Annotated in this window: 18 protein-coding genes; 13 read left to right on the plus strand and 5 right to left on the minus strand. The window is 68.4% G+C overall.

The window, feature by feature from the left end; genetic code table 11:
- Positions 1–23: 23 nt before the first annotated feature.
- The 6 genes from leuS to AC1KVE_RS02400 all read left to right on the plus strand — a co-directional run bounded on the left by leuS (position 24) and on the right by AC1KVE_RS02400 (position 7,202).
- Positions 24–2,666 carry a leucine--tRNA ligase gene (leuS, locus tag AC1KVE_RS02375; protein ID WP_104590048.1) on the plus strand — a complete coding sequence of 881 codons (2,643 nt, stop codon included), beginning with the start codon at positions 24–26 and terminating at the stop codon, positions 2,664–2,666.
- Positions 2,667–2,888: 222 nt separating this feature from the next.
- Entirely contained in the window at positions 2,889–3,530 is a 642-nt protein-coding gene (locus tag AC1KVE_RS02380; protein ID WP_024939734.1) for an LPS-assembly lipoprotein LptE, read from the plus strand.
- Positions 3,531–3,715: 185 nt separating this feature from the next.
- A complete protein-coding gene (gene holA / locus AC1KVE_RS02385) occupies positions 3,716–4,744 on the plus strand; it encodes a DNA polymerase III subunit delta (protein ID WP_047126816.1) in 1,029 nt (342 codons plus the stop codon).
- Positions 4,741–5,607: a nicotinate-nucleotide adenylyltransferase gene (gene nadD / locus AC1KVE_RS02390; protein WP_184456358.1), complete on the plus strand. Its 867-nt coding sequence runs from the start codon at positions 4,741–4,743 to the stop codon at positions 5,605–5,607. Before holA ends, nadD begins: the two co-directional genes overlap by 4 nt.
- Before the next feature lie 57 nt (positions 5,608–5,664).
- A complete protein-coding gene (gene rsfS, locus AC1KVE_RS02395) occupies positions 5,665–6,075 on the plus strand; it encodes a ribosome silencing factor (RefSeq protein ID WP_016903759.1) in 411 nt (136 codons plus the stop codon).
- Positions 6,076–6,086: 11 nt separating this feature from the next.
- A complete protein-coding gene (locus AC1KVE_RS02400; RefSeq protein ID WP_184456356.1) occupies positions 6,087–7,202 on the plus strand; it encodes a J domain-containing protein in 1,116 nt (371 codons plus the stop codon).
- 219 nt (positions 7,203–7,421) lie between these two features.
- On the opposite strand, the gene AC1KVE_RS02405 is transcribed toward AC1KVE_RS02400, so the two are convergent.
- Positions 7,422–8,963, minus strand: a complete 1,542-nt coding sequence (locus AC1KVE_RS02405) for an alkaline phosphatase PhoX (protein ID WP_104569794.1) — start codon at positions 8,961–8,963, stop codon at positions 7,422–7,424.
- Positions 8,964–9,084: 121 nt separating this feature from the next.
- On the opposite strand from AC1KVE_RS02405, the gene rlmH reads away from it, so the two are divergent.
- The gene (rlmH, locus tag AC1KVE_RS02410) at positions 9,085–9,555 is read left to right on the plus strand and encodes a 23S rRNA (pseudouridine(1915)-N(3))-methyltransferase RlmH (protein ID WP_016903756.1); all 471 of its coding nucleotides are present in this window, start codon (positions 9,085–9,087) and stop codon (positions 9,553–9,555) included.
- A 237-nt stretch (positions 9,556–9,792) separates the two neighbouring features.
- Here rlmH and AC1KVE_RS02415 read toward each other — a convergent pair whose 3' ends face one another.
- A complete protein-coding gene (locus tag AC1KVE_RS02415) occupies positions 9,793–10,464 on the minus strand; it encodes an energy transducer TonB (protein ID WP_184456354.1) in 672 nt (223 codons plus the stop codon).
- Positions 10,465–10,761: 297 nt separating this feature from the next.
- Positions 10,762–11,496: an SIMPL domain-containing protein gene (locus AC1KVE_RS02420; protein ID WP_065049755.1), complete on the minus strand. Its 735-nt coding sequence runs from the start codon at positions 11,494–11,496 to the stop codon at positions 10,762–10,764.
- A gap of 122 nt (positions 11,497–11,618) precedes the next feature.
- On the opposite strand from AC1KVE_RS02420, the gene AC1KVE_RS02425 reads away from it, so the two are divergent.
- The 3 genes from AC1KVE_RS02425 to AC1KVE_RS02435 all read left to right on the plus strand — a co-directional run bounded on the left by AC1KVE_RS02425 (position 11,619) and on the right by AC1KVE_RS02435 (position 17,760).
- Positions 11,619–12,191: a Maf-like protein gene (locus tag AC1KVE_RS02425; protein WP_184456352.1), complete on the plus strand. Its 573-nt coding sequence runs from the start codon at positions 11,619–11,621 to the stop codon at positions 12,189–12,191.
- The gene (rng, locus tag AC1KVE_RS02430) at positions 12,191–13,690 is read left to right on the plus strand and encodes a ribonuclease G (RefSeq protein ID WP_016903751.1); all 1,500 of its coding nucleotides are present in this window, start codon (positions 12,191–12,193) and stop codon (positions 13,688–13,690) included. Before AC1KVE_RS02425 ends, rng begins: the two co-directional genes overlap by 1 nt.
- A 143-nt stretch (positions 13,691–13,833) precedes the next feature.
- Positions 13,834–17,760 carry a YhdP family protein gene (locus AC1KVE_RS02435; RefSeq protein ID WP_481091954.1) on the plus strand — a complete coding sequence of 1,309 codons (3,927 nt, stop codon included), beginning with the start codon at positions 13,834–13,836 and terminating at the stop codon, positions 17,758–17,760.
- 130 nt (positions 17,761–17,890) lie between these two features.
- Here the strand turns inward: AC1KVE_RS02435 and AC1KVE_RS02440 are convergent, their stop codons facing one another.
- Positions 17,891–18,646, minus strand: coding sequence for a DUF6065 family protein (locus tag AC1KVE_RS02440; RefSeq protein ID WP_481091953.1), 756 nt, complete (start codon positions 18,644–18,646; stop codon positions 17,891–17,893).
- Between the two features lie 97 nt (positions 18,647–18,743).
- On the opposite strand from AC1KVE_RS02440, the gene tldD reads away from it, so the two are divergent.
- On the plus strand, positions 18,744–20,189 hold the full coding sequence (gene tldD / locus AC1KVE_RS02445; RefSeq protein WP_481091952.1) for a metalloprotease TldD: 1,446 nt from the start codon (positions 18,744–18,746) through the stop codon (positions 20,187–20,189).
- A 151-nt stretch (positions 20,190–20,340) separates the two neighbouring features.
- On the opposite strand, the gene yjgA is transcribed toward tldD, so the two are convergent.
- Positions 20,341–20,922 carry a ribosome biogenesis factor YjgA gene (gene yjgA, locus AC1KVE_RS02450; protein ID WP_104568237.1) on the minus strand — a complete coding sequence of 194 codons (582 nt, stop codon included), beginning with the start codon at positions 20,920–20,922 and terminating at the stop codon, positions 20,341–20,343.
- A gap of 52 nt (positions 20,923–20,974) precedes the next feature.
- On the opposite strand from yjgA, the gene pmbA reads away from it, so the two are divergent.
- Together pmbA and AC1KVE_RS02460 are read left to right on the plus strand one after the other, a co-directional pair.
- Positions 20,975–22,342 carry a metalloprotease PmbA gene (gene pmbA / locus AC1KVE_RS02455; protein ID WP_102251695.1) on the plus strand — a complete coding sequence of 456 codons (1,368 nt, stop codon included), beginning with the start codon at positions 20,975–20,977 and terminating at the stop codon, positions 22,340–22,342.
- A gap of 98 nt (positions 22,343–22,440) precedes the next feature.
- Positions 22,441–22,908 carry a DUF4870 domain-containing protein gene (locus tag AC1KVE_RS02460; RefSeq protein ID WP_435012670.1) on the plus strand — a complete coding sequence of 156 codons (468 nt, stop codon included), beginning with the start codon at positions 22,441–22,443 and terminating at the stop codon, positions 22,906–22,908.
- Positions 22,909–22,937: the final 29 nt, after the last annotated feature.

Genomic DNA, 22,937 nt, shown 5'->3' on the forward strand with positions numbered 1-22,937 from the left:
CACCGCCCGAGCATCCGCTCCCAATGTCCACCGTCGAACCGAACGCCTACGACCCGCAGCAGGTCGAAACCTCCGCCCAGCAGTTCTGGGATGCCACCCACGCCTTTCAGGTCGACGAAACTTCGGACAAGCCGAAGTTCTATTGTCTGTCGATGCTGCCGTACCCATCCGGTGCGCTGCACATGGGCCATGTGCGCAACTACACCATCTCCGATGTGGTCAGCCGCTACAAGCGCATGACCGGCCACAACGTGATGCAGCCGATGGGCTGGGATGCGTTCGGATTGCCGGCGGAAAACGCGGCGATCAAGAACAAGACCGCGCCGGCCAAGTGGACCTACGCCAACATCGACCACATGCGCGGCCAGCTCAAATCGCTGGGCTATGCGATCGACTGGTCGCGCGAGTTCGCCACCTGCACGCCCGAGTACTACGTGCACGAGCAGCGCATGTTCACCCGCCTGATGCGCAAGGGCCTGGCCTATCGCCGCAACGCGGTGGTGAACTGGGACCCGATCGATCAGACCGTGCTGGCCAACGAGCAGGTCATCGATGGCCGCGGCTGGCGCTCCGGTGCGCTGGTGGAAAAACGCGAGATCCCGCAGTGGTTCCTGCGCATCACCGACTACGCGCAGGAACTGCTCGACGGCCTGGACCAGCTGGACGGCTGGCCGGATTCGGTCAAGACCATGCAGCGCAACTGGATCGGCCGCTCGGAAGGGCTGGAGATCCAGTTCGACGTGCGCGACACCGACGGCGCACCGCTGGACCCGCTGCGCGTGTTCACCACCCGCCCGGACACGCTGATGGGCGTGACCTTCGTGTCGATCGCCGCCGAGCATCCGCTGGCGCTGCATGCGGCCAAATCCAATCCGGAGCTGGCCGCGCTGCTGGAAACGCTCAAGCACGGCGGCGTCTCCGAAGCCGAGCTGGAAACCCAGGAAAAACGCGGCATGGCCACCGGCCTGACCGCGGTGCATCCGATCAGCGGCGAGCAGGTGCCGGTGTGGGTGGCCAACTTCGTGCTGATGGGCTACGGCACCGGCGCGGTGATGGCGGTGCCCGGCCACGACCAGCGCGATTTCGAGTTCGCCAACAAGTACAAGCTGCCGATCGTGCAGGTGGTCAAGCTGCGCGAGCCGCGCAACGACGACGAGCAGAGCTGGGACGCCAGCCAGTGGCGCGACTGGTACACCGACAAGAGCCGCCCGCTGGAGCTGATCAATTCGGCCGAGTTCGACGGGCTGGATTTCGGCGGCGCCTTCGAGGCACTGGCCGAGCGTTTCGAGCGCAAGGGCCAGGGCCAGCGCCGGGTCAATTACCGCCTGCGCGACTGGGGCGTGAGCCGCCAGCGCTATTGGGGCTGCCCGATCCCGGTGATCTATTGCGCCAAGTGCGGCGCGGTGCCGGTGCCGGAAGACCAGTTGCCGGTGGTGCTGCCGGAGAACGTGGAATTTGCCGGCACCGGTTCGCCGATCAAGACCGACCCGACCTGGCGCCAGACCACCTGCCCGGATTGCGGCGGCCCGGCCGAGCGCGAGACCGACACCTTCGACACCTTCATGGAGTCGAGCTGGTACGTGGCGCGTTACACCAGCCCCAACGCACGCGACATGGTCGACCGCCGCGCCAACTACTGGATGCCGGCCGACCTGTACGTGGGCGGCATCGAGCACGCGATCCTGCACCTGATGTACTTCCGCTTCTATCACAAGCTCATGCGCGACGCGCGGCTGGTGGACAGCGACGAGCCGGTGACCAACCTGCTCACCCAGGGCATGGTGATCGCCGACACCTTCTATCGCGATGCCGATAACGGCGGCAAGGACTGGATCAATCCGGCCGACGTGGAGATCCAGCGCGACGAGCGCGGCCGCGTCACCGGCGCGGTGCTGATTGCCGACGGCCAGCCGGTGCACATCGGCGGCACCGAGAAGATGTCCAAGTCCAAGAACAACGGGGTGGACCCGCAGTCGATGGTGGCCAAGTACGGCGCCGATACGGTGCGGCTGTTCTCGATGTTTGCCGCCCCGCCGGAGCAGTCGCTGGAATGGAACGAGGCCGGCGTCGATGGCATGGCGCGCTTCATGCGCCGGCTATGGGTGCAGGTGCACAAGCATGTGGGCGAGGGCGCTGCCGTTGCACTGGACGCCGCCGCGCTGAGCGCCGAGCAGAAGGCAATTCGCCGCAAGACCCACGAAACCATCGGCAAGGTCAGCGACGACTACGGCCGCCGCCACAGCTTCAACACCGCGATCGCCGCGGTGATGGAACTGTCCAACGCGTTGGCCAAGTTCGACGACGCCAGTGCGCAGGGCCGTGCGGTGCGCCAGGAAGCCCTGGAAGCGATGGTGCTGCTGCTCAACCCGATCACCCCGCACGCCAGCCACACCCTGTGGCAGGTGCTGGGCCACGGCGAGACGCTGCTGGAAGATGTCGCGTTTCCGCAGGTCGATGCCGCCGCGCTGGTGCGCGACGCGCTGACCCTGGCGGTGCAGGTCAACGGCAAGTTGCGCGGCACCATCGAGGTGGCCGCCGATGTTGGACGCGAGCAGATCGAAGCGCTGGCCCAGGCCGAGCCGAACGCGGCCAAGTTCCTGGAAGGGCTGAGCGTGCGCAAGATCATCATCGTGCCCGGCAAGATCGTGAATATCGTGGCGGGCTGATCGTTGCCACGCCGGTCCGTGCAGTGTCGCGGACCGGCGTGGCGACGCGCAGGTGAGATTGCCGCAGTGGCGTGTGGTCATTCATTTCACCGGCGCGTGGCGACGCGTTTGTCATTCCCGGGCGCCGCGTTTTTCGCGGTGCCCTCTCAAGCCCCGTTCACGCGGTGTCGGGCAGGCTAGCCGCCTGTTGCCGCCGCCGGGGCGCTCATCCAGACTGTGCCCATGATTCGATTTCCTACTGCCTTCGCTGCGTCCCTCGTGCTGGTCTCGAGCCTCACCGCCTGCGGCTTCCATCTGCGCAACTCGCTGGCGCTGCCGCCGGACACGCCCGCGGTGAAGGTGCAGTCCGCGGTGCAGTACAGCGAGCTGGCCAAGTTGCTGCGGCGTGGCCTCAAGGCCGCCGGCGCCACCCTGGCCGACGAAGATGCCAAGACCGGCTTTGCGCAGGTGCAGGTGTTGTCCGAGCGTTGGGGCGATCTGCCGATCGCCATCGACAGCCAGGGCCGCGCGCAGGAATACAGCCTGCGCTATGCGGCCATCTTCACCGTCACCACCGCCAACGGCTCGGTGCTGGTGCCGCAGCAGGTGATCGAGCTGTCGCGCGACTACGTGTCGCCACCGGTGGATGCCACCGGCACCGCGACTGAGCGCGAGATCCTCGCCAACGAACTGCGCAAGGACATGTCGGCCTCGATCCTGCGTCGCATCGACAGCGTCGTGCGCGCGCGTGTGGAGCGCGGCGAGACGCTGGAAAGCACGCCCAGCGCGCCGCTGCAGCCAGCCACCACACCGCCGGTGCAGCCGTCCACGCCGGAATCGAGCGTGCCGGCTTCGCTGCCGCCCGCGTCTTCGTCGAATAACTGAGCAACTGGTGATCGTCCCGTCCGCGCATCTGCCGGGCAACCGCGCACGCTGTGCGGAGTTGGCGTGCGCCAGGCGCATGTCGCGCTTGCTGCGCGGTGACCGTGCCCAGACGATCGCTGCCGACGCTGTCTTGTGCGTGACGGTGCAGTGGCGTGTGCCTTCGTAGTGATGGAACTTACCTAGTCATGGAACTTCGCCCAGAACAGCTCGCAGGCCAGTCCAATCAGCCGCTGCAGCCGGTCTACCTGATCGCCGGTCCGGAGACCTTGCGCGTGCTGGAGGCAGCCGATGCGGTGCGCGCACGCGCGCGCGCCGAAGGCATCAGCGAACGCGAAGTCTTCGACGCCGATGGCCGGGAGTTCGACTGGAACCAGCTGGATGCGACCTTCAACGCGCCCAGCCTGTTCAGTCCGCGCCGGCTGGTGGAAGTGCGCCTGCCCAGCGGCAAGCCGGGCAAGGACGGCGCCGAGGTCATCACCCGCTTCTGCGCCAACCCGCCGCCGGATGTGGTGCTGTTGATCACCGCCAACGACTGGAGCAAGGCGCACCAGGGCAAATGGGCCGATGCGATCGGCCGCATCGGCACCATTTCGGTGGCCTGGGCGATCAAGCCGCACGAGCTGTCCGACTGGATCGAGCGCCGCCTGCGCAGTCACGGCCTGCGTGCCGACGCCGCGGCGGTGCAGCGCCTGAGCGAGCGGGTGGAAGGCAACCTGCTGGCCGCCGCGCAGGAAATCGACAAGCTGGTGCTGCTGGCCGATGGCAAGGTGCTGGACCTGGAGGCGATGGAGTCGCTGGTCGCCGATGCCGCGCGCTACGACGTGTTCCGCCTGGCCGAAACCACGTTCTCCGGGCAGCCGGCCGCAGCGATCCGCATGCTCGCCGGCCTGCGCGCCGAAGGCGAGGCGGTGGCCGCGCTGATGCCGATCCTGATCAAGGAACTGCTGCGCACTGCGTCCTTGGCCAAGGTGCAGGCCAACGGCGGCAACCTCGCTGCCGAAATGAAGGCGCAGGGCCTGTGGGAATCACGCCAGGCGCCGTTCAAGCGCGCGCTGCAACGGCACCCCGAACCACGCCGCTGGGAGCGCTTCGTCGCCGAAGCCTCGCGGGTCGACCGCATGGCCAAGGGCCGCGCCGACGGCGACCCCTGGGTCGGCCTGGAACGCCTGCTGGTGGCCGTGGCCGAATCCCGCGCGGTGAGATTGCTGGCGTGAAGGCCGGCGATGCCGCCGACGGCGACGCGCGCCCCGCCTCCCCAAGCAGCGCAACCCCCGACCAGACCGCAGCTGCGACCCCCTCTAGCAGCGCAGCCCATACCTCGCCGCCCACCAACTCCCACCCGGCAGCGCCGAACCCACGCTCTTCCGATTCCCGAATCCCGATTCCCGAATCCCGGCTCCATCCCGAATCCCAGCTCCACCTCTACTACGGCGGCACCTTCGATCCGGTCCACCTGGGCCACCTCGCCATCGCCTGCGCCGCGCGCGACGAACTGGGCGCGCTGGTGCACCTGGTACCGGCCGCCGATCCGCCGCACCGTCCCGCACCCGGCGCCACCGCAGCGCAGCGCGCGCGCATGCTGGAGCTGGCGCTGGCCGACACCCCCGGGCTGGCGCTGGACACCCGCGAGCTGCAACGCGCCAGCCGCGACCATGCGCCGTCCTACACCGTCGACACCTTGCGCGCGCTGCGCGCCGAGCTCGGCCCCACGACACCGATCGCCTGGCTGCTCGGTGCCGATGCCTTCGTCGGAATGAGCAGCTGGCATCAGTGGGGAGATTTGTTCGAACTGGCGCATTTCGTCATTGCCGCGCGTCCGGGCACGCCGCTGGACCTGGCCGCCGCGCCGCAGCTCGCCGCGGCAGTGCAGGGCCGCTGGGCCGCCAGGGCGGGCGAGCTGGGCACCTCGCCCGCAGGCCGCCTGTGGTCGCTGCAGCAGCCGTTGCGCGGTGAATCGGCCAGCGCGGTGCGCTCGCGCATCACCGCCGGCGGCGACTGGCAGGCGCTGCTGCCGGCATCGGTGGCGGCATTTATCGCGCACGAAGGCCTCTACGGCTGCGCCCCGCCGACTAGCTGAACACGCAGCCGGCCGGACCGGCCTATAATTCGCGCCAATTCCATCGAGTTGCCCGCTTTGACCACCCAAGCCCAAGTCATCAAGACCTCCATCCCGAATCCGCCGCCGTCCGTGCCGGCCCTGCTGGCCACCGTGCGCGAGGCCGTGGAGGAGCTGAAAGCCAAGGACGTGGTCGAGATCGATGTGCGCGGCAAGTCCAGCGTCTGCGATTACATGGTGGTCGCCTCAGGTACCTCGACCCGCCACGTGAAGTCGATCGCCGAAGAAGTGGTCAAGTTCGCCAAGCGCCTGGACGTGATGCCGCTGGGCGTGGAAGGCGAGCGCGAGGCGGAGTGGGTGCTGGTGGACCTGGGCGACGTGGTGGTGCATGTGATGCTGCCGCGCGTGCGCGAGTTCTACGCGCTAGAGCGTCTGTGGACGGTGGGCGACCAGCGTCCGGACGATGCGGAAGCCGATCCCGAAGAGTGAGTGAGCCGGGCATGCCGCGCAATGCCCGACCCCCGACCGATGCGCCTGCCTCGCAGGCGCTGCAACAGCTGCGCAGCCAGGGCGCGCACGCCCCCGGCGCGCCGCTGTCGCCGGCACGCAAGCGCTTCGACCGATTGCTGCGCGACCTGGAACGGCATCGTGCCGACCTGCAGGCCTGGCAGCTTGCACTCGCGCAATGGCGCGAGCGTTACCACGCCGAATTGCAGCCCTTGCTCGACCACCGCCGCGCGGCCGACATCGCCCTGGTCGAAGAGCTCGACCGTGCGTATGCCACGGTCAAACTGGGTAAGGCCGACCGCGCCTTCCTGTCCGAGTTGCTGTGCGATATCGCCGCCCCGCTGATCGAGGCCGGCCACGCGTCACTGCGCCCGATCTACGATCGCCACAGCGCAGCCGGTTACGACCAGGAAGTCGCCGAATCCGATGCGCTGATGAAGCAGATCCTCGGCCAGGCCTACGGGCTGGATGCCGACGAGCTGGATGGCATCGATTCGCCCGAACAGCTCTACGAGCGCGTCAGCGAGCGCCTGCAGCAGGAGCGTGCGCAGCAACAGCAACGCCACACGCAACGGCGCAAGCGTGCCGAGCACAAGGCAGTTGGGGAGAATGCCGAGCCGCCTCCGTTGCGCGAGCTGTATCGCAAGCTGGCCGGCAATCTGCATCCGGACCGCGCCAAGGGCGCCGACGACCACGCCGCGCGCACCATCCTGATGCAGCGGCTCAACGCGGCCTACAAGGCCGGTGATCTGCTGGGTCTGCTCGAACTGCAGGCCGAGATCGGCCTGATGGACGCCCAAGGCGTGGATGCGATGAGCGCCGCGCGCCTGCAGGACTACAACCGCGAACTGGATCGGCAGTGCAGGCTGCTGCAACAGCAGGTGCAGCAGCAGTCGGACGACTTTTGCGCCGAATACGGGCTGGAGCTGCCGTCGCGCCCCAAGCCGGAGCGACTGGGCCGCTTGATGGCCCAACTCAAGCGCGAAGTCGAAGACGACCTGCTGGACGCGCGCCGTGGCCTGCGCGAGCTGGAAGACCCGCAATCGTTCAAGCGCTGGTTGAAGCGACAGCGTGCCATGGCGGGCGCGCCCGACGCGCCCTGGTTCTGATCCCGGTCTTTATGGTGGTTGGCGGCTTGCACACCCGCCATCGCGCGCGCGCGTGCGGCGCGCAGCCTTGGCTGGACACGCTGCCAGCCCTGCAATCGGGACGCGTGCATGCCTGGCGTTGTGCCGGCGGCCGGAGCGACGCTGCCGAACGGAGGCCGGTCCGTTCGGCAGCGCTGGCCGTTGCCCTATGCCTAAGACAGCCAGCTCAGGGCCGCAGGCTCACAACGGCCCGCGTTCCCACGGCCCGGTGATCGCCAGCGTGATGCCCGGGGTCTGGATGTTGACGAACAAGGTGCGCGCCAGCGGATCCCAACAGGCGCCGCAGAACTCGGTATCGCGGTAGTCGCCCTCGGCAATGGTCTTGCCGGCATCGGCGATCTGCTGCGAGGTGAGCTGCACATTGTTCTTGGCCAGATAGAACGATTCGCCGCCGCGGGTCAGCCCGAGCAGCCGCGCGCCGGGGCCGTATTCGTCCGGGCTTTCGCCGCCGTCTTCGCACAGCACCACGCCGCCGCGCGCGCTGACGGTGACATTGTCCGGGTTGTGCGCGGCCAGCTGATTGCCGCTGACGAACAGGGCGCTCAGGCGCTGGGTGAACAGGTCCAGCACCCACACCGCGCCGTTGCCGTAGCCGCGCCGGCCCTGCGCATCCACGCCGGTGCTGGTGTCGACGATGAAGAGCTTGCCGTAGCTGTACCAGATGCCTTCGCCACGGCTCATGCGCAGCGCACCGTCTGCCCAGGCCTGCGCAAACGGCCCGCTCAGGGTGTCGTTGGCGCCGATGTCGGCAAAGCCGGCCGGCGCGGCGATGCTGTCCAGATCCGGCTCTTCGATGTCCACCCATTCCAGCTGGAACTGCTGGCCGATGCTGGCGACGGTGAGATCGGCATTGCGCCGCCCGCGCACGCGTGCGGCCTGCAGCCGGCCACCGTTTTCCAGCGAGCCATTGCGCCCACGGCGGTCGTTGGGAATGAAGCGGTACAGCCCGGCCTTGTTGCGGTCGTCCTCGGTGAGATAGACGATGCCGGTGCGCGGATCGATCGCCACCGCCTCGTGGCTGAAGCGGCCCAGCCCGACCAGCGGGCGGCCGGTGGTGCGCTGGCTGTCCGGGTCCACTTCGAACACATAGCCGTGCTTGCGGCCGGTGCTGGATACCGCGTTGGTCTTGATCTCCTCGCAGCTCAGCCAGGTGCCCCACGGGGTCGGGCCGCCGGCGCAGTTGACCAGCGTGCCGCCCAGGCTGGGCTCCAGGCTGCCCCAGCCGCGGCGGCCATAACTCAGCGTGGTGGTGCCGCCACCGGCGGATTGGGTGCCGCTGACGATGCCGGTGTCGTACATCGCCGGCGCGCGGAACGGCGTGGTCGCACCGCGTTCGTGGTTGCGGATCAGCACGTATTCCAGGCCGCGCAGCGGATCGCTGCCCGGACGCCAGTCGGGCCGACGCAGGCCGACCACGGCCATGCCGTCATGGCGGTCGGGGCAGGGCTGGCCATCGTCCATGCGGTCGCCGCTCCAGCCGAACGAGCGGTAGCTGAAACCGCGCGGCAGCTGCAGCAGCGGCAGTCCGGTGCTCTGGTCGGCGACCGGCGCGAGCGGGCCGTACCGGCTGGGCACCGGGGCAAGTTGCAGCGGCGGCGAGGAACTGTTGGCGGCCTGGGCCTGGCGCGACTGCAGCGCACTCAAACTGCCTAGCGCACCGGCGGCCATCACGGCAGCGCTGCCCTTGAGCACCTGGCGGCGGGCGGGATCGAAAATCGGCATCGAACGACTCCTGCGGGCTGGGTAGTGCGCCGACCCTAGAAGCTCGCTGTAACCGCACCATGACACCGCTGTGATCGCCCCGGTTCCGATGCCCAAGCTGTGACGCGGATATCATGTGGTCATGAAATGCCGACTTATCGCTACCGGCGAGCGCGCACCGGCCTGGGTGGCGCAGGGCTTTGCCGAATATCAGAAACGTCTCTCGCACTGGATGCCGCTGGAGCTGGTCGAGATCGAACCCGGCCTGCGTGGCAAGGGCCGCGATGCACAACGCGCCATCGACGACGAAGGCCGCCGTGTGCTCGCCGCGCTGCCCAAGAACGCCTACGTGGTTGCGCTGGATATCCCGGGCCGCCCGCTCAGTTCGGAACAGCTGGCACAGCGCATGGAGCACTGGCGCGGGCAGGGCCGCGATCTGGCGTTCCTGATCGGCGGCCCCGAAGGTCACGCCGCCGAGGTGCTGAAAACCGCCAGCGAAAGCTGGTCGATCGGCCCGCTGACCCTGCCGCACATGCTGGTGCGCCTGATCGTCGCCGAGCAGCTGTACCGCGCTGCGGCGATGCTGGCCAATCACCCGTACCACCGCGCCTAAGCGGCATCGCGACGGCAGTATGCCGCGCGTCGCCGCTGCGCTTTCGAGATGGGTGTGCGGGCGAGTAGACGCGCGCATCCTCAACCCGATCCGCGAGACCGCACGTCGTCGCGTGCACGCAAGGCGCACTGCAACGATGCGCATGCAACAGCTGAAACCGTGGTCTTGCAGCAGCCGGCTGCGCAACGCCAGACCATGCGGCGACCGGGCATCCGGGTCGCCGCAGGTGATGACGCATCAGTTCAACGAAAAACTCACCGGCACCAGGCCGTAGGCCTGCACGGCCTGGCCGTTCTGCATCGCCGGCTGGAAGCGCCAGTTGCGCAGCACCTGGCTACGTGCCGCCAGATCGAGCGCGCGATGACCGCTGCTGGTCTGCACGCTGACTTCGGCCGGGCGCCCATCGGTGCCGACCAACACGCGCAGCAGCACCGTGCCCTGCTGCCCGGCACGCAGTGCCGCCACCGGGTAACTCGGCGCCGGTGAGCTCAGGTACTGCAACTGGCCTGCCTCGACCGGGCCGCTGGGCGCGGCAATCGCCGGCGCGCTGTCAGACACCGCCTCCGAGACCGCAGGTAAGGCGAACGTTGCGTTGTCGACCACCGCGGGCTCACTGATCACCGGGGTCTGCACCTGCACCGGCACCGTGGTCGGCGGTGTGTGCGTTGCCTTCGGCTTGAACTTCACCTCGATCGGAAACACCGGTGGCGGAGGTGTCTCGATGGTGATGGGCATGACCCAGCGTTCTTTCGGTGCGGGCTGCTGCGGAACCGCCCGGTACGAGAGCGGTATCAACAACAACCCGCCGGCCAGCAGATGCAAGGCCACCGCCGTGCTCATCGCCAGAACGCGCGAGGTGTCGATGCCGGTGGATCGGGAAGAAACCTGCGATTGCGTGCGAACCATCATCCACCTCCTCAACGGAACTGCGGAAAGGACCAGCGCGACCCGGACGCACTACACCATCCGGTAGCGTAGGTTTACCGCGAGCCTTGCGCGGGCACAAGCGATTTCGACGCGCTGGAGGTCGGCTGGTCGATTCGCCCCGGTCCCATCAATCCGCACACATTTGGCACGTCTGACTCGTGTCGGAAGCGGGGCAGGTGTCATCGCAAGGCGAGGCAACACAACTTTTGGCGTGCCCAATAAAAAACTGCCCTCGGGGAGGGCAGTCTGGAAAGCAAACCGAACGCGGTTGCGGTCAGGTCAACGACCCAACTCGAACGTCACGTCCAGGTTGATCGACAAGGTGCTCTCGCCCGGGGCGACCTGGGTGTCCATCTCGGCCTTGGCCGAGCGCATCGAGGCGGCCATCATCATCGGACGCACGCCGCCGCCGCTGCGGCCTTCGGAGATGCTGACGATGCGGCGCACCTTCAGGCCGAGCGACTTGGCATAGGTGTCGGCGCGGGCCTGGGCCTTCTTCAGCGCGGCCACGCGGGCCTCGTCGTAGGCCGGTTCGGGCTGGTCGACCGAGAAGCTGGGGCCGTTGATGTCGTTGGCGCCCTGGGCGACCAGCGCATCCAGCACCTTGCCCAGGCGCGAGATGTCGCGGACCTTGAGGCTGACCGTGTTGCTGGCCTGGTAGCCGTTGATCTTGGGCGCTTCGTTTTCCTTGTAGGTGTACTGCGGGCTGAGGTTGATGCCGGTGGTCTGCACGTCCTTGTCGGCGATGCCGGCGGCCTTGATCGCGGCCATGACCTTGCTCATCTGTTCGGCGTTCTGGCGCATGGCGGCGTTGCCGTCGGCGGCCTGGGTGACCACGCCGGCCGACAGCGTGGCGATGTCCGGTATGCGCTTGGCCTCCGCCTCGGCCGACACGTTGAGCAGGGTGCCGTCGTTGGGAATGGTGTAGCTCGGAGCGGTCTGGGCGTGGGCGGTCATGGCGGTTCCGGCAGCGATGGACAGGGCCAGCAACAACGGTTTGAGGGTGGTACGCATGAGATCTCCTTGTCTGTAGGGGAAGCGTGTTGCCGGTTCGATGAACATGTTGTGAGTCGAACGCGACCACTGCCGCCCGGATCGGCAAGCGGGCGGGGAGGGGCAACAGGTATGCTGGACGGATGCTCTATCTCGCCTCCCGGTCGCCGCGCCGGCAAGAACTGCTGCAACGCTTGGATGTGCCTTTCCAGACCCTGCAACTGGACGTGCCCGAACTGCGCGCGCCCGACGAATCGCCTGCGCAATACGTGCAGCGCGTGGCGCTGGACAAGGCGCGTGCCGGCCTGGCGCAGGTGCAGGCCAGCGACCCCGATGCGATCGTGCTCGGCTCCGATACCGAGGTGGTGCTGGGCGAGCGGGTGTTCGGCAAGCCGGCCGATTCGGACGATGCGATCGCCATGCTGAGCCTGCTGTCCGGGCGTACCCACCAGGTGCTCACGGCCGTGGTTCTAGTCTGCGCGCAACGCGCCCCGGTGCAGACGCTGGTGGTGTCGGAGGTGACCTTCGCGCCACTCGATGCTGCGCAGATCGCCGCGTACGTTGCGTGCGGCGAGCCGATGGGCAAGGCCGGCGCGTATGCGATCCAAGGCCGCGCCGAACGTTTTATCAGCCATCTGGCCGGCAGCTATTCCGGCGTGATGGGATTGCCGCTGTTTCACACCTCGCAGTTGCTCACAGCCCTCGGAGCGCATTGATGTCGGAAGAGATCTTGGTCAACGTCACCCCGCGCGAAACCCGCGTCGCGGTGATCGAGAACGGCATGCTGCAGGAGCTGCATATCGAGCGCGGCTGGCGCCGGGGCGTGGTCGGCAATATCTACAAGGGCAAGGTGCAACGGGTGATGCCGGGCATGCAGGCGGCATTTGTCGAGCTGGGCCTGGAGCGCGCCGCGTTCCTGCACGCCAACGACGTGGTGCGCCCGGCGCCGGCACCGGCCAGCGTGGTCGATACCGAGGAGACCCCGATCCCGCCGCCGCCGGCGGCTGCGGTGCCGATCGTGGAACTGCTGCGCGACGGCCAGGAGATCGTGGTGCAGGTGGTCAAGGACCCGATCGGCACCAAGGGCGCGCGGCTGACCACGCAGATCAGTATTCCTTCGCGCTACCTGGTGCTGCTGCCGCAATCCAAGATCGTCGGGGTGTCGGCGCGGATCGAGGACGAGGCCGAGCGGTTGCGCCTGAAGACCATCGTCAGCGAGGTCTCGGCCCAGCACGGCGGCTTTGGCTACATCATCCGCACCAACGCCGAAGGCCAGCCGGCCGAGGCGCTGGCCGAGGACATCGCCTACCTGTCGCGGGTCTGGAACGTGGTCGAGCGGCGCGGCCGCGAGGCGCCGCCGTGCAGCATCATCTACGAAGACCTGAGCCTGCCGTTGCGTGCGGTGCGCGATCTGATCCGCCGCGATGTGGAAAAGGTCAAGGTCGACTCCAACGAGACCTTCGTGCAGTTGCAGGCCTTCGTGGCCAAGTACATGCCGGTGCTGGCCGAGCGACTGGAGCTGTATACCGGCGACCGGCCGATCTTCGACCTGTACGGGGTCGAGGACGAGATCGGGCGCGCGCTGAACAAGCAGGTGCCGCTCAAGTCCGGCGGCTACCTGGTGATCGACCAGACCGAGGCGATGACCACCATCGACGTCAACACCGGTTCGTTCGTCGGCCAGCGCAATCTCGAGGAAACCGTATTCCGCACCAACCTGGAGGCCGCGCAGGCAGTGGCGCGGCAACTGCGGCTGCGCAACCTGGGCGGCATCATCATCATCGACTTCATCGACATGGACGATGCCGAGCACCGCCGCCAGGTGCTGCGCACGCTGGAGAAAGCGCTGGCGCGCGATCACGCCAAGACCACCGTGTACGAATTCTCGCCGCTGGGCCTGGTCGAGATGACCCGCAAGCGCACCGTCGAAAGCCTGGAGCGGCAGCTGTCGGAAACCTGCGGCCAGTGCAGCGGGCGCGGCACCATCAAGACCGCCGAAACGGTGACCTACGAGATCTTCCGCGAGATCACCCGCGCGGTACGCCAGTTCGATGCGGCGCGGCTGCTGGTGATCGCCTCGTCGAAGGTGGTCGCCCGCATCACCGACGAAGAGTCGGCCGCGGTGGCCGAGCTGGAGGAATTCCTCGGCAAGAGCATCCGCTTCCAGTCCGACGACCAGTATCTGCAGGAGCAGTTCGATGTGGTGCTGCTGTGAGTCCGGGATTGGGGAGTCGGGATTCGGGATTGGTCAACGCCGGCTCTGGTAGCGTGGCTTGGTCCGATAATGGCGCTTGACGGCACCGTGCGCGGCTTTGCTTTGACCAATCCCCAATCTCCAATGCCCAATCCCCGCCCCTGATGCCCACCCCGCTGCGCCGCCGTCTCCGTCTGTTTCGCCGCTATGCGATCACTGCCACCGCGCTTGCGCTGGTGGCGATCGCGTTGCTGGTGGGCGCGGCCAGCCAGGCGTTGCCGTTGGCCGAGCAGCGGCCGCAGCAGATCGCCGCATGGCTGAGCGAGCGCGCCGGCCAGCCGATCGCGTTCGATCGCCTGCAGACCGAATGGACCCGGCGCGGGCCGTTGCTGCGACTGGATGGCCTGCGGATCGGCCCGCATGGCGAGGTGCGTGTGGGCCAAGCCGAAATCCTGCTGGCGATGTACGCCGGCCTGTTGCCCGGCCACTCGCTGACCGAGGTGCGTCTGCGTGGCCTGGCGCTGACGCTGCAACGTAGCGACGATGGCGTGTGGTCGGTGCAGGGCCTGCCGGCCGGGCGGCGTTCGGACCCGTTGGAAGCGCTGCGCCGGCTCGGCGAGATCCAGGTGGCCGAGGCGCGCCTGCGCGTGGCCGCGCCGTCGATCGGCGTGGATACCACGCTGCCGCGCATCGACCTGCGCCTGCGCGTCAACGGCTCGACGGTGAAGGTCGGCAGCCGCGCCTGGATCGACCTGCAGCGCGCACCGCTGACCACGGTGATCGCGTTCGATCGCGACAGCGGTGACGGCAGCGCCTATGCACAAGCCGACCCGGCCGATCTGGCCGCCTGGGCGGCGTTGCTGCAGTTCGGCGGCATGCGCGTGGACGGCGGCGGCGGACGCCTGCAGGCCTGGGCGCAGTTGCGCGCGCGCCGGATCACTGCAGTCACCGTGGATGCCGATCTGCAGCAACTGCGATTGTCCGGGGCGGCATTGCCCGAGCAGACCGCACGCCGCACGTTGGTGTGGGAGCGGCTGCAGGCGCGCGCGCGCTGGCAGACCATCGACGGCGGCTGGCGCATGGATGCGCCGCTGCTGCGCTTGGGCCAGGCGGCCAGGCTGCAGCGGCTGGACGGGCTGAGCGTTGCCGGCGGGCGCCGTTATGCGGTGGTGGGCAACCACCTCGATGTCTCGGGCCTGATCGCGGCGGCCGCCTTGAGCGAGCAACTGTCGCCTGGCCTGCGGCGCTGGCTGAGCCTGTCACGGCCGCAGTTGCGCCTGGCCGATCTGCAGATCGCCGGCGAGCAGGGCGGAGCGGTGCGCGCGCAGGGCCGGATCGAGGAACTGGGCTTTTTGCCGGTGGGCAACGCGCCGGGCATCAGCGGCCTGCGCGGCCGGATCGATGGCGATGCGCAGGCAATCCAGCTCGACCCCGCAGCGGATGCCACGCTGCGCTTCGACTGGCCGACCGGTTTCGGGGTGGTGCACGAGTTGCAGCTGGCCGGCAGCATCGTGGGCTGGCGCGACGGCGCCGGCTGGCAGGTCGCCACGCCGGCGTTGCGCGTGCAGGCCAAGGACTATGGCGCCAGCGTGCGCGGCGGGCTGTGGTTCCAGAACGATGGCAGCCGCCCGCGCATCCAGCTGGCCACGCAACTGGACGATGTCGCCCTGCCAGTGGCGCGCAAGTTCTGGATCCGCTCCAAGATGAGCAAGGCGGCCATCGACTGGCTGGACACGGCGGTTGCCGGTGGCGTGATCACCGGCGGCACCGGCCTGGTCAGCGGCGACCTGGACGACTGGCCGTTCGACAACAACGACGGCCGGTTCGAGGCCTTAGGCCAGATCCGCGACGGCGTGATCCCGTTCAATCCGGACTGGCCGGCGATGGAGCAGGTGCAGGCCGATCTGCGCTTCATCGGCAACGGATTTTCCCTGCAGGGCAAGGGCGAGCTGGCCGGTGCGCCGATCGCGTCGCTGGAGGCGGGCATTCCCAGCTTCGCCACCTCCGAGCTGTACGTGCGCGCCTCCACCCGGGCTGATGCCGCGCAGCTGCTGGGCATGTTGCGCAAGAGCCCGCTGGAGCAGCGCTACGGCGATACCTTGCGCAACCTCACGGTGTCCGGCCCGGCAGCGGTGAGCTTCGACCTGCTGCGTCCCCTGCGCACCGGCGGTGTAGGCGGCCATCTACAGGGCACGGTCGCGCTGCAGGGGGCCAGGCTGGGCGATGCGCGCTGGAACCTGGCCTTCGACCAGGTCAGTGGACAGGCCGAGTACCGCGACAGCGGCTTTGCCGCCGAGCGCCTGAGCGTGCAGCACCAGGGCCGCATCGGCGAGTTGTCGTTGCGTGCCGGTGGCTTCGTGCAGGACCCCAAGCAGGCCTTCGAGGCGCGCTTTGGCGCTACCCTGGATGCGAAAGAGCTGTTCGACCGCGCGCCGCAGATGGAATGGTTGCGCCCCTACGTGCATGGCAGCGCACCGTGGCAGGTGGGCGTGGACGTGCCGCTGACCTCGCCGGGGCAGGCCGACGCGCAGGCGTTGCTGACGCTGCGCTCGCAGTTGGTCGGCATCACTTTGGATTTGCCCGCACCCTTGGACAAGGCGGCCACGCAGCCGCTGGACACGCAGGTCAGGGTGGCCTTGCCGGTGGGCGATGGCGACATCGACGTGGCCTTCGGCAAGCTGGTTGCGCTCAAGGCCAGCAGCCAGGGCAACCAGACCGGCGTGCGCGTGGTCATGGGCACCGACACGGTCACCGAGCGGCCGCCCGCCAACGGCCTGGTGGTCACCGGCCGCACTGCCTCGCTGGATGCGATTGACTGGATCAGCCTGGCGCGCGGCAGCAGCGAGCCGGACATGCCGCCACTGCCGGGCCAGCCGGCAGCACCGAAACAGGACGCCGTGCCATTGCAGCAGGTCGATGTGCAGGCCGACCGGTTGCTGATGATCGGTGGCGTGTTCCCGCAGACGCGCCTGCGCCTGCGGCCGACCCGCGACGCGGTGGCGGTGACCCTGGACGGCCCGTCGCTGGCCGGCCAGCTTAGCGTGCCCAATGCCGATGGCGCCGCCGTGCAGGGCAAGCTGAGCACGGTGCACTGGCAGCCGGTGGCTGCACCGGCCGAGCCGGCCGTGCCCGAGCCGGGCGATCCGCTGGCCGGTGCCTTGCCGGAACCGGCGCGCCGCGCGGTGGCCGAGTTCGACCCGGTCTCGATCCCGCCGCTGTCGCTGGACATCGACGACCTGCAGGTCGGCAAGATGACCCTGGGCGCGGCCACCCTGCGCAGCAGCCGGCTGACCGACGGCATGCAGGTGGACCAGCTGCAACTGCGCTCCAACGACCAGAACATCGGCCTGACCGGCGCCTGGCGCGGCAAGGGCGATTCCGCCAGCACCCGGCTGTCGGCACGGGTGGACAGCCGCAACCTCGGCAACCTGCTGCAGAACCTCACCCTGGGCGGCCAGCTGCGCGGCGGCGAAGGCCAGCTGGAACTCAATGCCGGCTGGCAGGGCTCGCCGACCGGGTTTGCGCTCGGTTCGCTGGATGGCGACCTCAAGATCGACGTGCGCAACGGCCAACTGCTGGAAGTGGACCCCGGCGCCGGTCGCGTGCTCGGCCTGCTCAGCGTGGCGCAGTTGCCGCGCCGGCTGATGTTCGACTTCCGCGATTTCTTCTCCAAGGGGCTGGCCTTCAACAAGCTGGACGGCCAGGTGCGCTTCGGCGAGGGCTTCGCGCGCACCGATGCGATCCGCATCGAAGGCCCGGCCGCCGACATCGCCATCCGGGGGCAGACCGACCTGCGCGCGCAGACCTTCGACCAGACCGTGGACGTGAACCCCAAGGCCGGCAATCTGCTCACCGTGGTTGGCGCGGTGGCCGGCGGCCCGGTCGGGGCGGCGGTGGGCGCGGCCGCCAATGCGGTGCTCGGCAAACCGCTCGGGGCGATCGGCGCCAAGACCTATCACGTCACCGGGCCGTGGAAGGATCCGCAGGTGGACGTGGTGGAGCGCGAAGTGCGCGAGCGGGCGCCCGGCAAGCCGCCTGCAGAAGGCGCGCCCACCGCAACGCCAGGCACGCCCGGTCGGTCGCCACGCTGACGCGTCCGGTTGCGGGCGCGTTGGCGTGTGCTGGTGCTGAGTTGTCGCGGGCACTCAGGCCTTGCGGCAAGTTGATCGAACGCGGCATGCGCGCCAGCGGCACGTCCCGTGCGCCGATGCAGCGATGCACTCAGTCGAGCGGGCTGTCGCCCTCGCAATCGACGCGTACGAACATCGGCAGACGCAGGCGCGAACGGTGGCCCTGCACCGGCGCCTGATCGGCACCGGCGACGCCACGGAAGTACCCGCGTTGCCATTTCTCGCGCGCGGCGGCCGACTGCGCATCCGGCAGTTCCTGCAGAAACTGCGTGCGGCTGCGGGTCCAGTCGGCATGCTGTTGCGCCAGTTGCGGCGCCTCGGACAAGGGCTTCCACTGCGGCTGCACCTGTTCGATCAGTTGGCGCGGCAGCGGGAACAGATGGCAGAACGGCTCGCCGGCCTCGAAGCGCACTTGCCCGGGCCGGGTGAACTTCCAGTTCATGGTGAAGGTGTACGGGCTCCAGTCGGTTTCGACCATGCCGCTCAGCGCGCCGATGCCGTCCTTGGGCCGGTTCAATGGCCCGGTGACAAACAGATCCATGTCGGCATCGGTGCGAAACAGGCAGGGCACGTGGAAGGTCAGCACGCCGTAGCCGAAGTGACTGATGGCCGGTGAGGCGGCGCCGGCATCGGCGCTGATCCGGATCGCATCCAGGCTGTCGCGCCCGTCCCAACTCGCTTCGAAACCGGCCTGGCACAGCAGCTCCCAGCCATGCGCATTGGCGATCGCCAGCGGCAGGCAGCGGTAGGCATAGCGCTGGTCGGTGGCGTCCATCCAGTCGCGCTCGTGCGGGGCGGGGCGGATGTCCAGCGTATGGCCATCCAGGACGTGGGCAGTGAGCTTCATGCGCGGGCGTCGGCGTGGCGATGGGCGCGATGATAGCCGTGCCGCATGTTCAGCCGAACGACTTGTCTCCCTGGCGCGCGGGCCCCATCCTGACTGCATGACCGATAACGCTCTCACTCTGGCCGAAACCCGGCTGCTGCTTCCTTCCGGCCTGGACACCGGCCATCTCGACCGCACCTTCGGCGCCCTGCTGGGCCCGGGCATCGACTTCGGCGACCTGTACTTCCAGCATTCGCGACGCGAGAGCTGGAGCGTGGAAGACGGCATCGTCAAGGACGGTGCGCATTCCATCGAACAGGGCGTGGGTGTACGCGCGATTGCCGGCGAGAAGACCGGCTTCGCCTATTCCGATGACATCCAGCGCGAGGCCTTGCTGGAGGCGGCGCAGTCCGCGCGCGCAATCTCGCGCGAGGGCGGTGCGCAATCCACCCGCTCGCTGGTGCGCGGCAACGGGCGTGCGCTGTACCCGGCCACCGACCCGATCGACGACATGGACAGCGCGACCAAGGTCGATCTGCTGCGCCGTATCGATCAGTACGTGCGCGCCGCCGACCCGCGCGTCAAGCAGGTGATGGTGAGCCTGTCCGGCGGGGTGGACACGGTGCTGATCGCGCGCAGCGACGGCGTACTCGCCGCCGACGTGCGCCCGCTGGTGCGCCTGAACGTGCAGGTGATCGTCGAGCAGGGCGGGCGGCGCGAGTCCGGTTACTCCGGCGGCGGTGGCCGTTACGGCTATGCCGAACTGTTCGCAGATGGCCGCCCCGAAGGCTTCGCCCGCGAAGCGTTGCGTCAGGCGCTGGTCAACCTGGATGCGATTCCGGCTCCGGCCGGCGTGATGCCGGTGGTGCTGGGCCCGGGCTGGCCCGGCGTGCTGCTGCACGAGGCGGTGGGGCATGGCCTGGAAGGCGACTTCAACCGCAAGGGCACCAGCGTCTACGCCGGCCGCGTCGGCGAGCGTGTGGCTTCGCCGGGCGTGACCATCGTCGATGACGGCACCCTGGATGGCCGCCGCGGCTCGCTCAATATCGACGACGAGGGCACGTCCACCCAGTGCACCACGTTGATCGAAGATGGCGTGCTGGTCGGTTACATGCAGGACACCCACAACGCGCGCCTGATGGGCGTGGCGCCGACCGGCAACGGCCGGCGCGAATCGTTCGCGCACCTGACCATGCCGCGCATGACCAACACCTACATGCGCGCCGGCCAGCACGATCCGCAGGAAATGATCCGCTCGGTGAAAAAGGGCATCTACGCGGTCAACTTCGGCGGCGGCCAGGTCGACATCACCAGCGGCAAATACGTGTTCTCGGCCACCGAGGCCTACCTGATCGAAGACGGCAAGGTCACCGCGCCGGTCAAGGGCGCCACGCTGATCGGCAACGGCCCGGAAACCATGCAGAAGGTGCGCATGATCGGCAACGACCTGGCGCTGGACGAAGGCGTGGGCGTGTGCGGCAAGGACGGGCAGAGCGTGCCGGTCGGCGTCGGCCAGCCGTCGCTGCTGATCGACGGCATCACCGTTGGTGGAACGCAGGCCTGAGATGCGGGGATTTGGGAATCGGGATTCGGGATTCGCAACAGCGGGGACTGCGGGGTGTGGTGGGTTCCGCTTGGGTGGATCCGGGAGCCGGGATCTGGGATTGGCAACGGCCGGGATGGCCGTTGCGGGGCTGGATGGATCGGGCGGAGCCTTATTCGTCGGCGTCCGATGCCGATTCGTCGTCTTCCAATCCCGAATCCCCACTCTCCAATCCCGGCTCCTGAGACAACTCGCGCAGCACCTGGAACAGCTCGCGGTAGGCGCGCGGCGGTTTGTTCTTGGCCCGCTCGTGGATGGCGTTGCGCACCAGCTGGCGCAGTTGTTGACGGTCGGCGGCCGGGTAGGTTTCCAGCAGTTCGGCCAGCGCCACGTCGCCTTCGGCGAGCAGGCGCTCGCGCCAGCGCTCGACGCGGTGGATCGCGGCCACTTCGCGGCGCGCGGTATCGCTGTTGGCATCCAGCGCATCGCGGATCGCGGCCAGCGTTTCGTCGTCCTCGCGGCGCATGTGCTTGGCCAGAAACGCCAGCTGGCGCTTGTGCGCGATATGCGAGGTGATGCGCTTGCTCTCCTCGATATGCGGGATCAGCGATTCGGGCACCGGCAACTTGGCCAGCTGCGCCGGAGTGAGCGCCACCAGCTTTTCGCCCAGGTCGAAGATTTCCAGCGCCTCGCGCCGCTGCTGGCTGCGGCTGGCGCCGCGGAATTCACCGGTGTCTTCGTCGCGTCCGCGCATTGCCATCCATCCGAAACAAGAAGTTATTCATCATTGAGACTAGGATAAAGCATTGAACGCACTCTCCTCCGAAACACGTGTCCAGGACGACAGCCTGCAGCGCCTGGATGCGCTCACCGACATCGCGCAGCGCCTGCTCGAGCGCGCCCGTGCCGCCGGCGCCACCCAGGCCGAAGTGAGCTGCAGCGAAGAGCGCGGCCTGGACGTCAACGTGCGCCTGGGCGATGTGGAAACGGTGGAATCCACCCGCGACCGCGGCATTGCGGTCACCGTGTACTTCGGCAAGCGCAAGGGCAGCGCCAGCACCGCCGATCTGCAGGATTCCAGCCTGGAATCGACCGTTGCCCAGGCCTGCGCGATCGCCCGTTACACCGAGGACGATGTCGCTGCCGGCCTGGCCGACCCGGAGCTGATGGCGCGCGACTTCCCCGAGCTGGACAGCTGGCACCCGTGGGCACTGGACGCCGACACCGCGGTGGACCTGGCGCTGGCCTGCGAGAGCGCCGGGCGCAATGCCGATGCGCGGATCAGCAACTCCGACGGCGCCTCGGCCAGCACCGGGCTCAGCCTGTCGGTCTACGCCAACTCGCATGGTTTCATCGGCCGCGAGCGCGGCACCCATCATTCGATCAGCTGTGCGCTGATTGCCGGCCAGGGCGACGGCATGCAGCGCGATGGCTGGTACAGCAGCGCGCTGGCGCGCGAAGACCTGGAGGCGCCGGAAGCGATCGGCCGCCACGCCGCCGAACGCACCCTGGCGCGGCTGCAGCCACGCTCGTTGCCGACCGGCCAGTTGCCGGTGCTGTTCGCGCCGGAAGTGGCGCGCTCGCTGGTCGGGCATCTGCTCGGCGCGGTCTCCGGCGGCGCGCTGTATCGCCGCGCCAGCTTCCTGCTCGACAGTGTCGGCAGCAAACTGTTCCCGGACTGGTTCAACATCGAAGAACTGCCGCACCTGCGCCGCGGCCTGCGCTCGGCCGCCTTCGATGGCGAAGGCGTGGCGACGCGGCGTTCGGCATTAATCAGTGACGGCGTGCTGCAGCGCTATGTGCTGGGCAGCTACTCCGCACGCAAGCTGGGCCTGCAGACCACCGCCAACGCCGGCGGCGTGCACAACCTGCAGGTCACCGCCAACGCCGGCGACCTGGCTTCGCTGGTTGCCGGCATGTCGCGCGGCCTGCTCGTCACCGAGCTGATGGGCAACGGCGTCAATCCGGTGACCGGCGATTATTCGCGCGGCGCCGGTGGCTTCTGGATCGAGAACGGCGTGATCGCCTATCCGGTCGACGGGCTGACCATCGCCGGCAATCTGCGCGAGATGTTCGCCGGCATCGAGGCGGTCGGCAGCGATGTCGATCCGCGCTCGCACGTCAAGATCGGCTCGGTGCTGGTCAACCGCATGACGGTGGCAGGCGATAGCTGAGCGCGGCTGAGCAGGGCTGCTGCGCCAACTGCACAGCGCCCGGCGCGCGCGCGTCGGGCCGCTCTGCCTGGCGGCAACCGCCGTGCAGAGCCGAGACCATGTCTTCCCGCACTGGTAGCTGGCTGAATCGTTGTTATAGTCCGCCGCACCACAACCATGCATGGGGAGACATGATGAGCGAATTCGAGTCGCACGCCGTACCGCCGCCGCCGCCGCCGATCGGGACCAGCACACCGTCGGAGGAGCGCACCCTGGCGCTGGCCGCGCACCTGCTCGGTATCCTGACGTCCTTCATCGGCGCGCTGGTGATCTGGCTGATCAGCAAGGACGCCAGTCCGTCCAAGCCGTTCGCTACCGATCAGGCCAAGGAGGCGTTGAACTTCCAGATCACCGTGATCATTGCCTACGTGGCTGCGGTGATCCTGACCATCGTGTCGTTCGGCATCCTGTTCTTCGTGCCGACGCTGGTGTGGATCGCCAACCTGGTGCTGTGCATCCTGGCCGCGGTCAAGGCCAACAACGGCGAACACTACCGTTACCCGTTCACGCTGCGCCTGATCAAGTAATCCGGCGCGGTGCAAATGACAAAGGCCCG

Source organism: Xanthomonas sp. NCPPB 2864, from assembly GCF_056675615.1.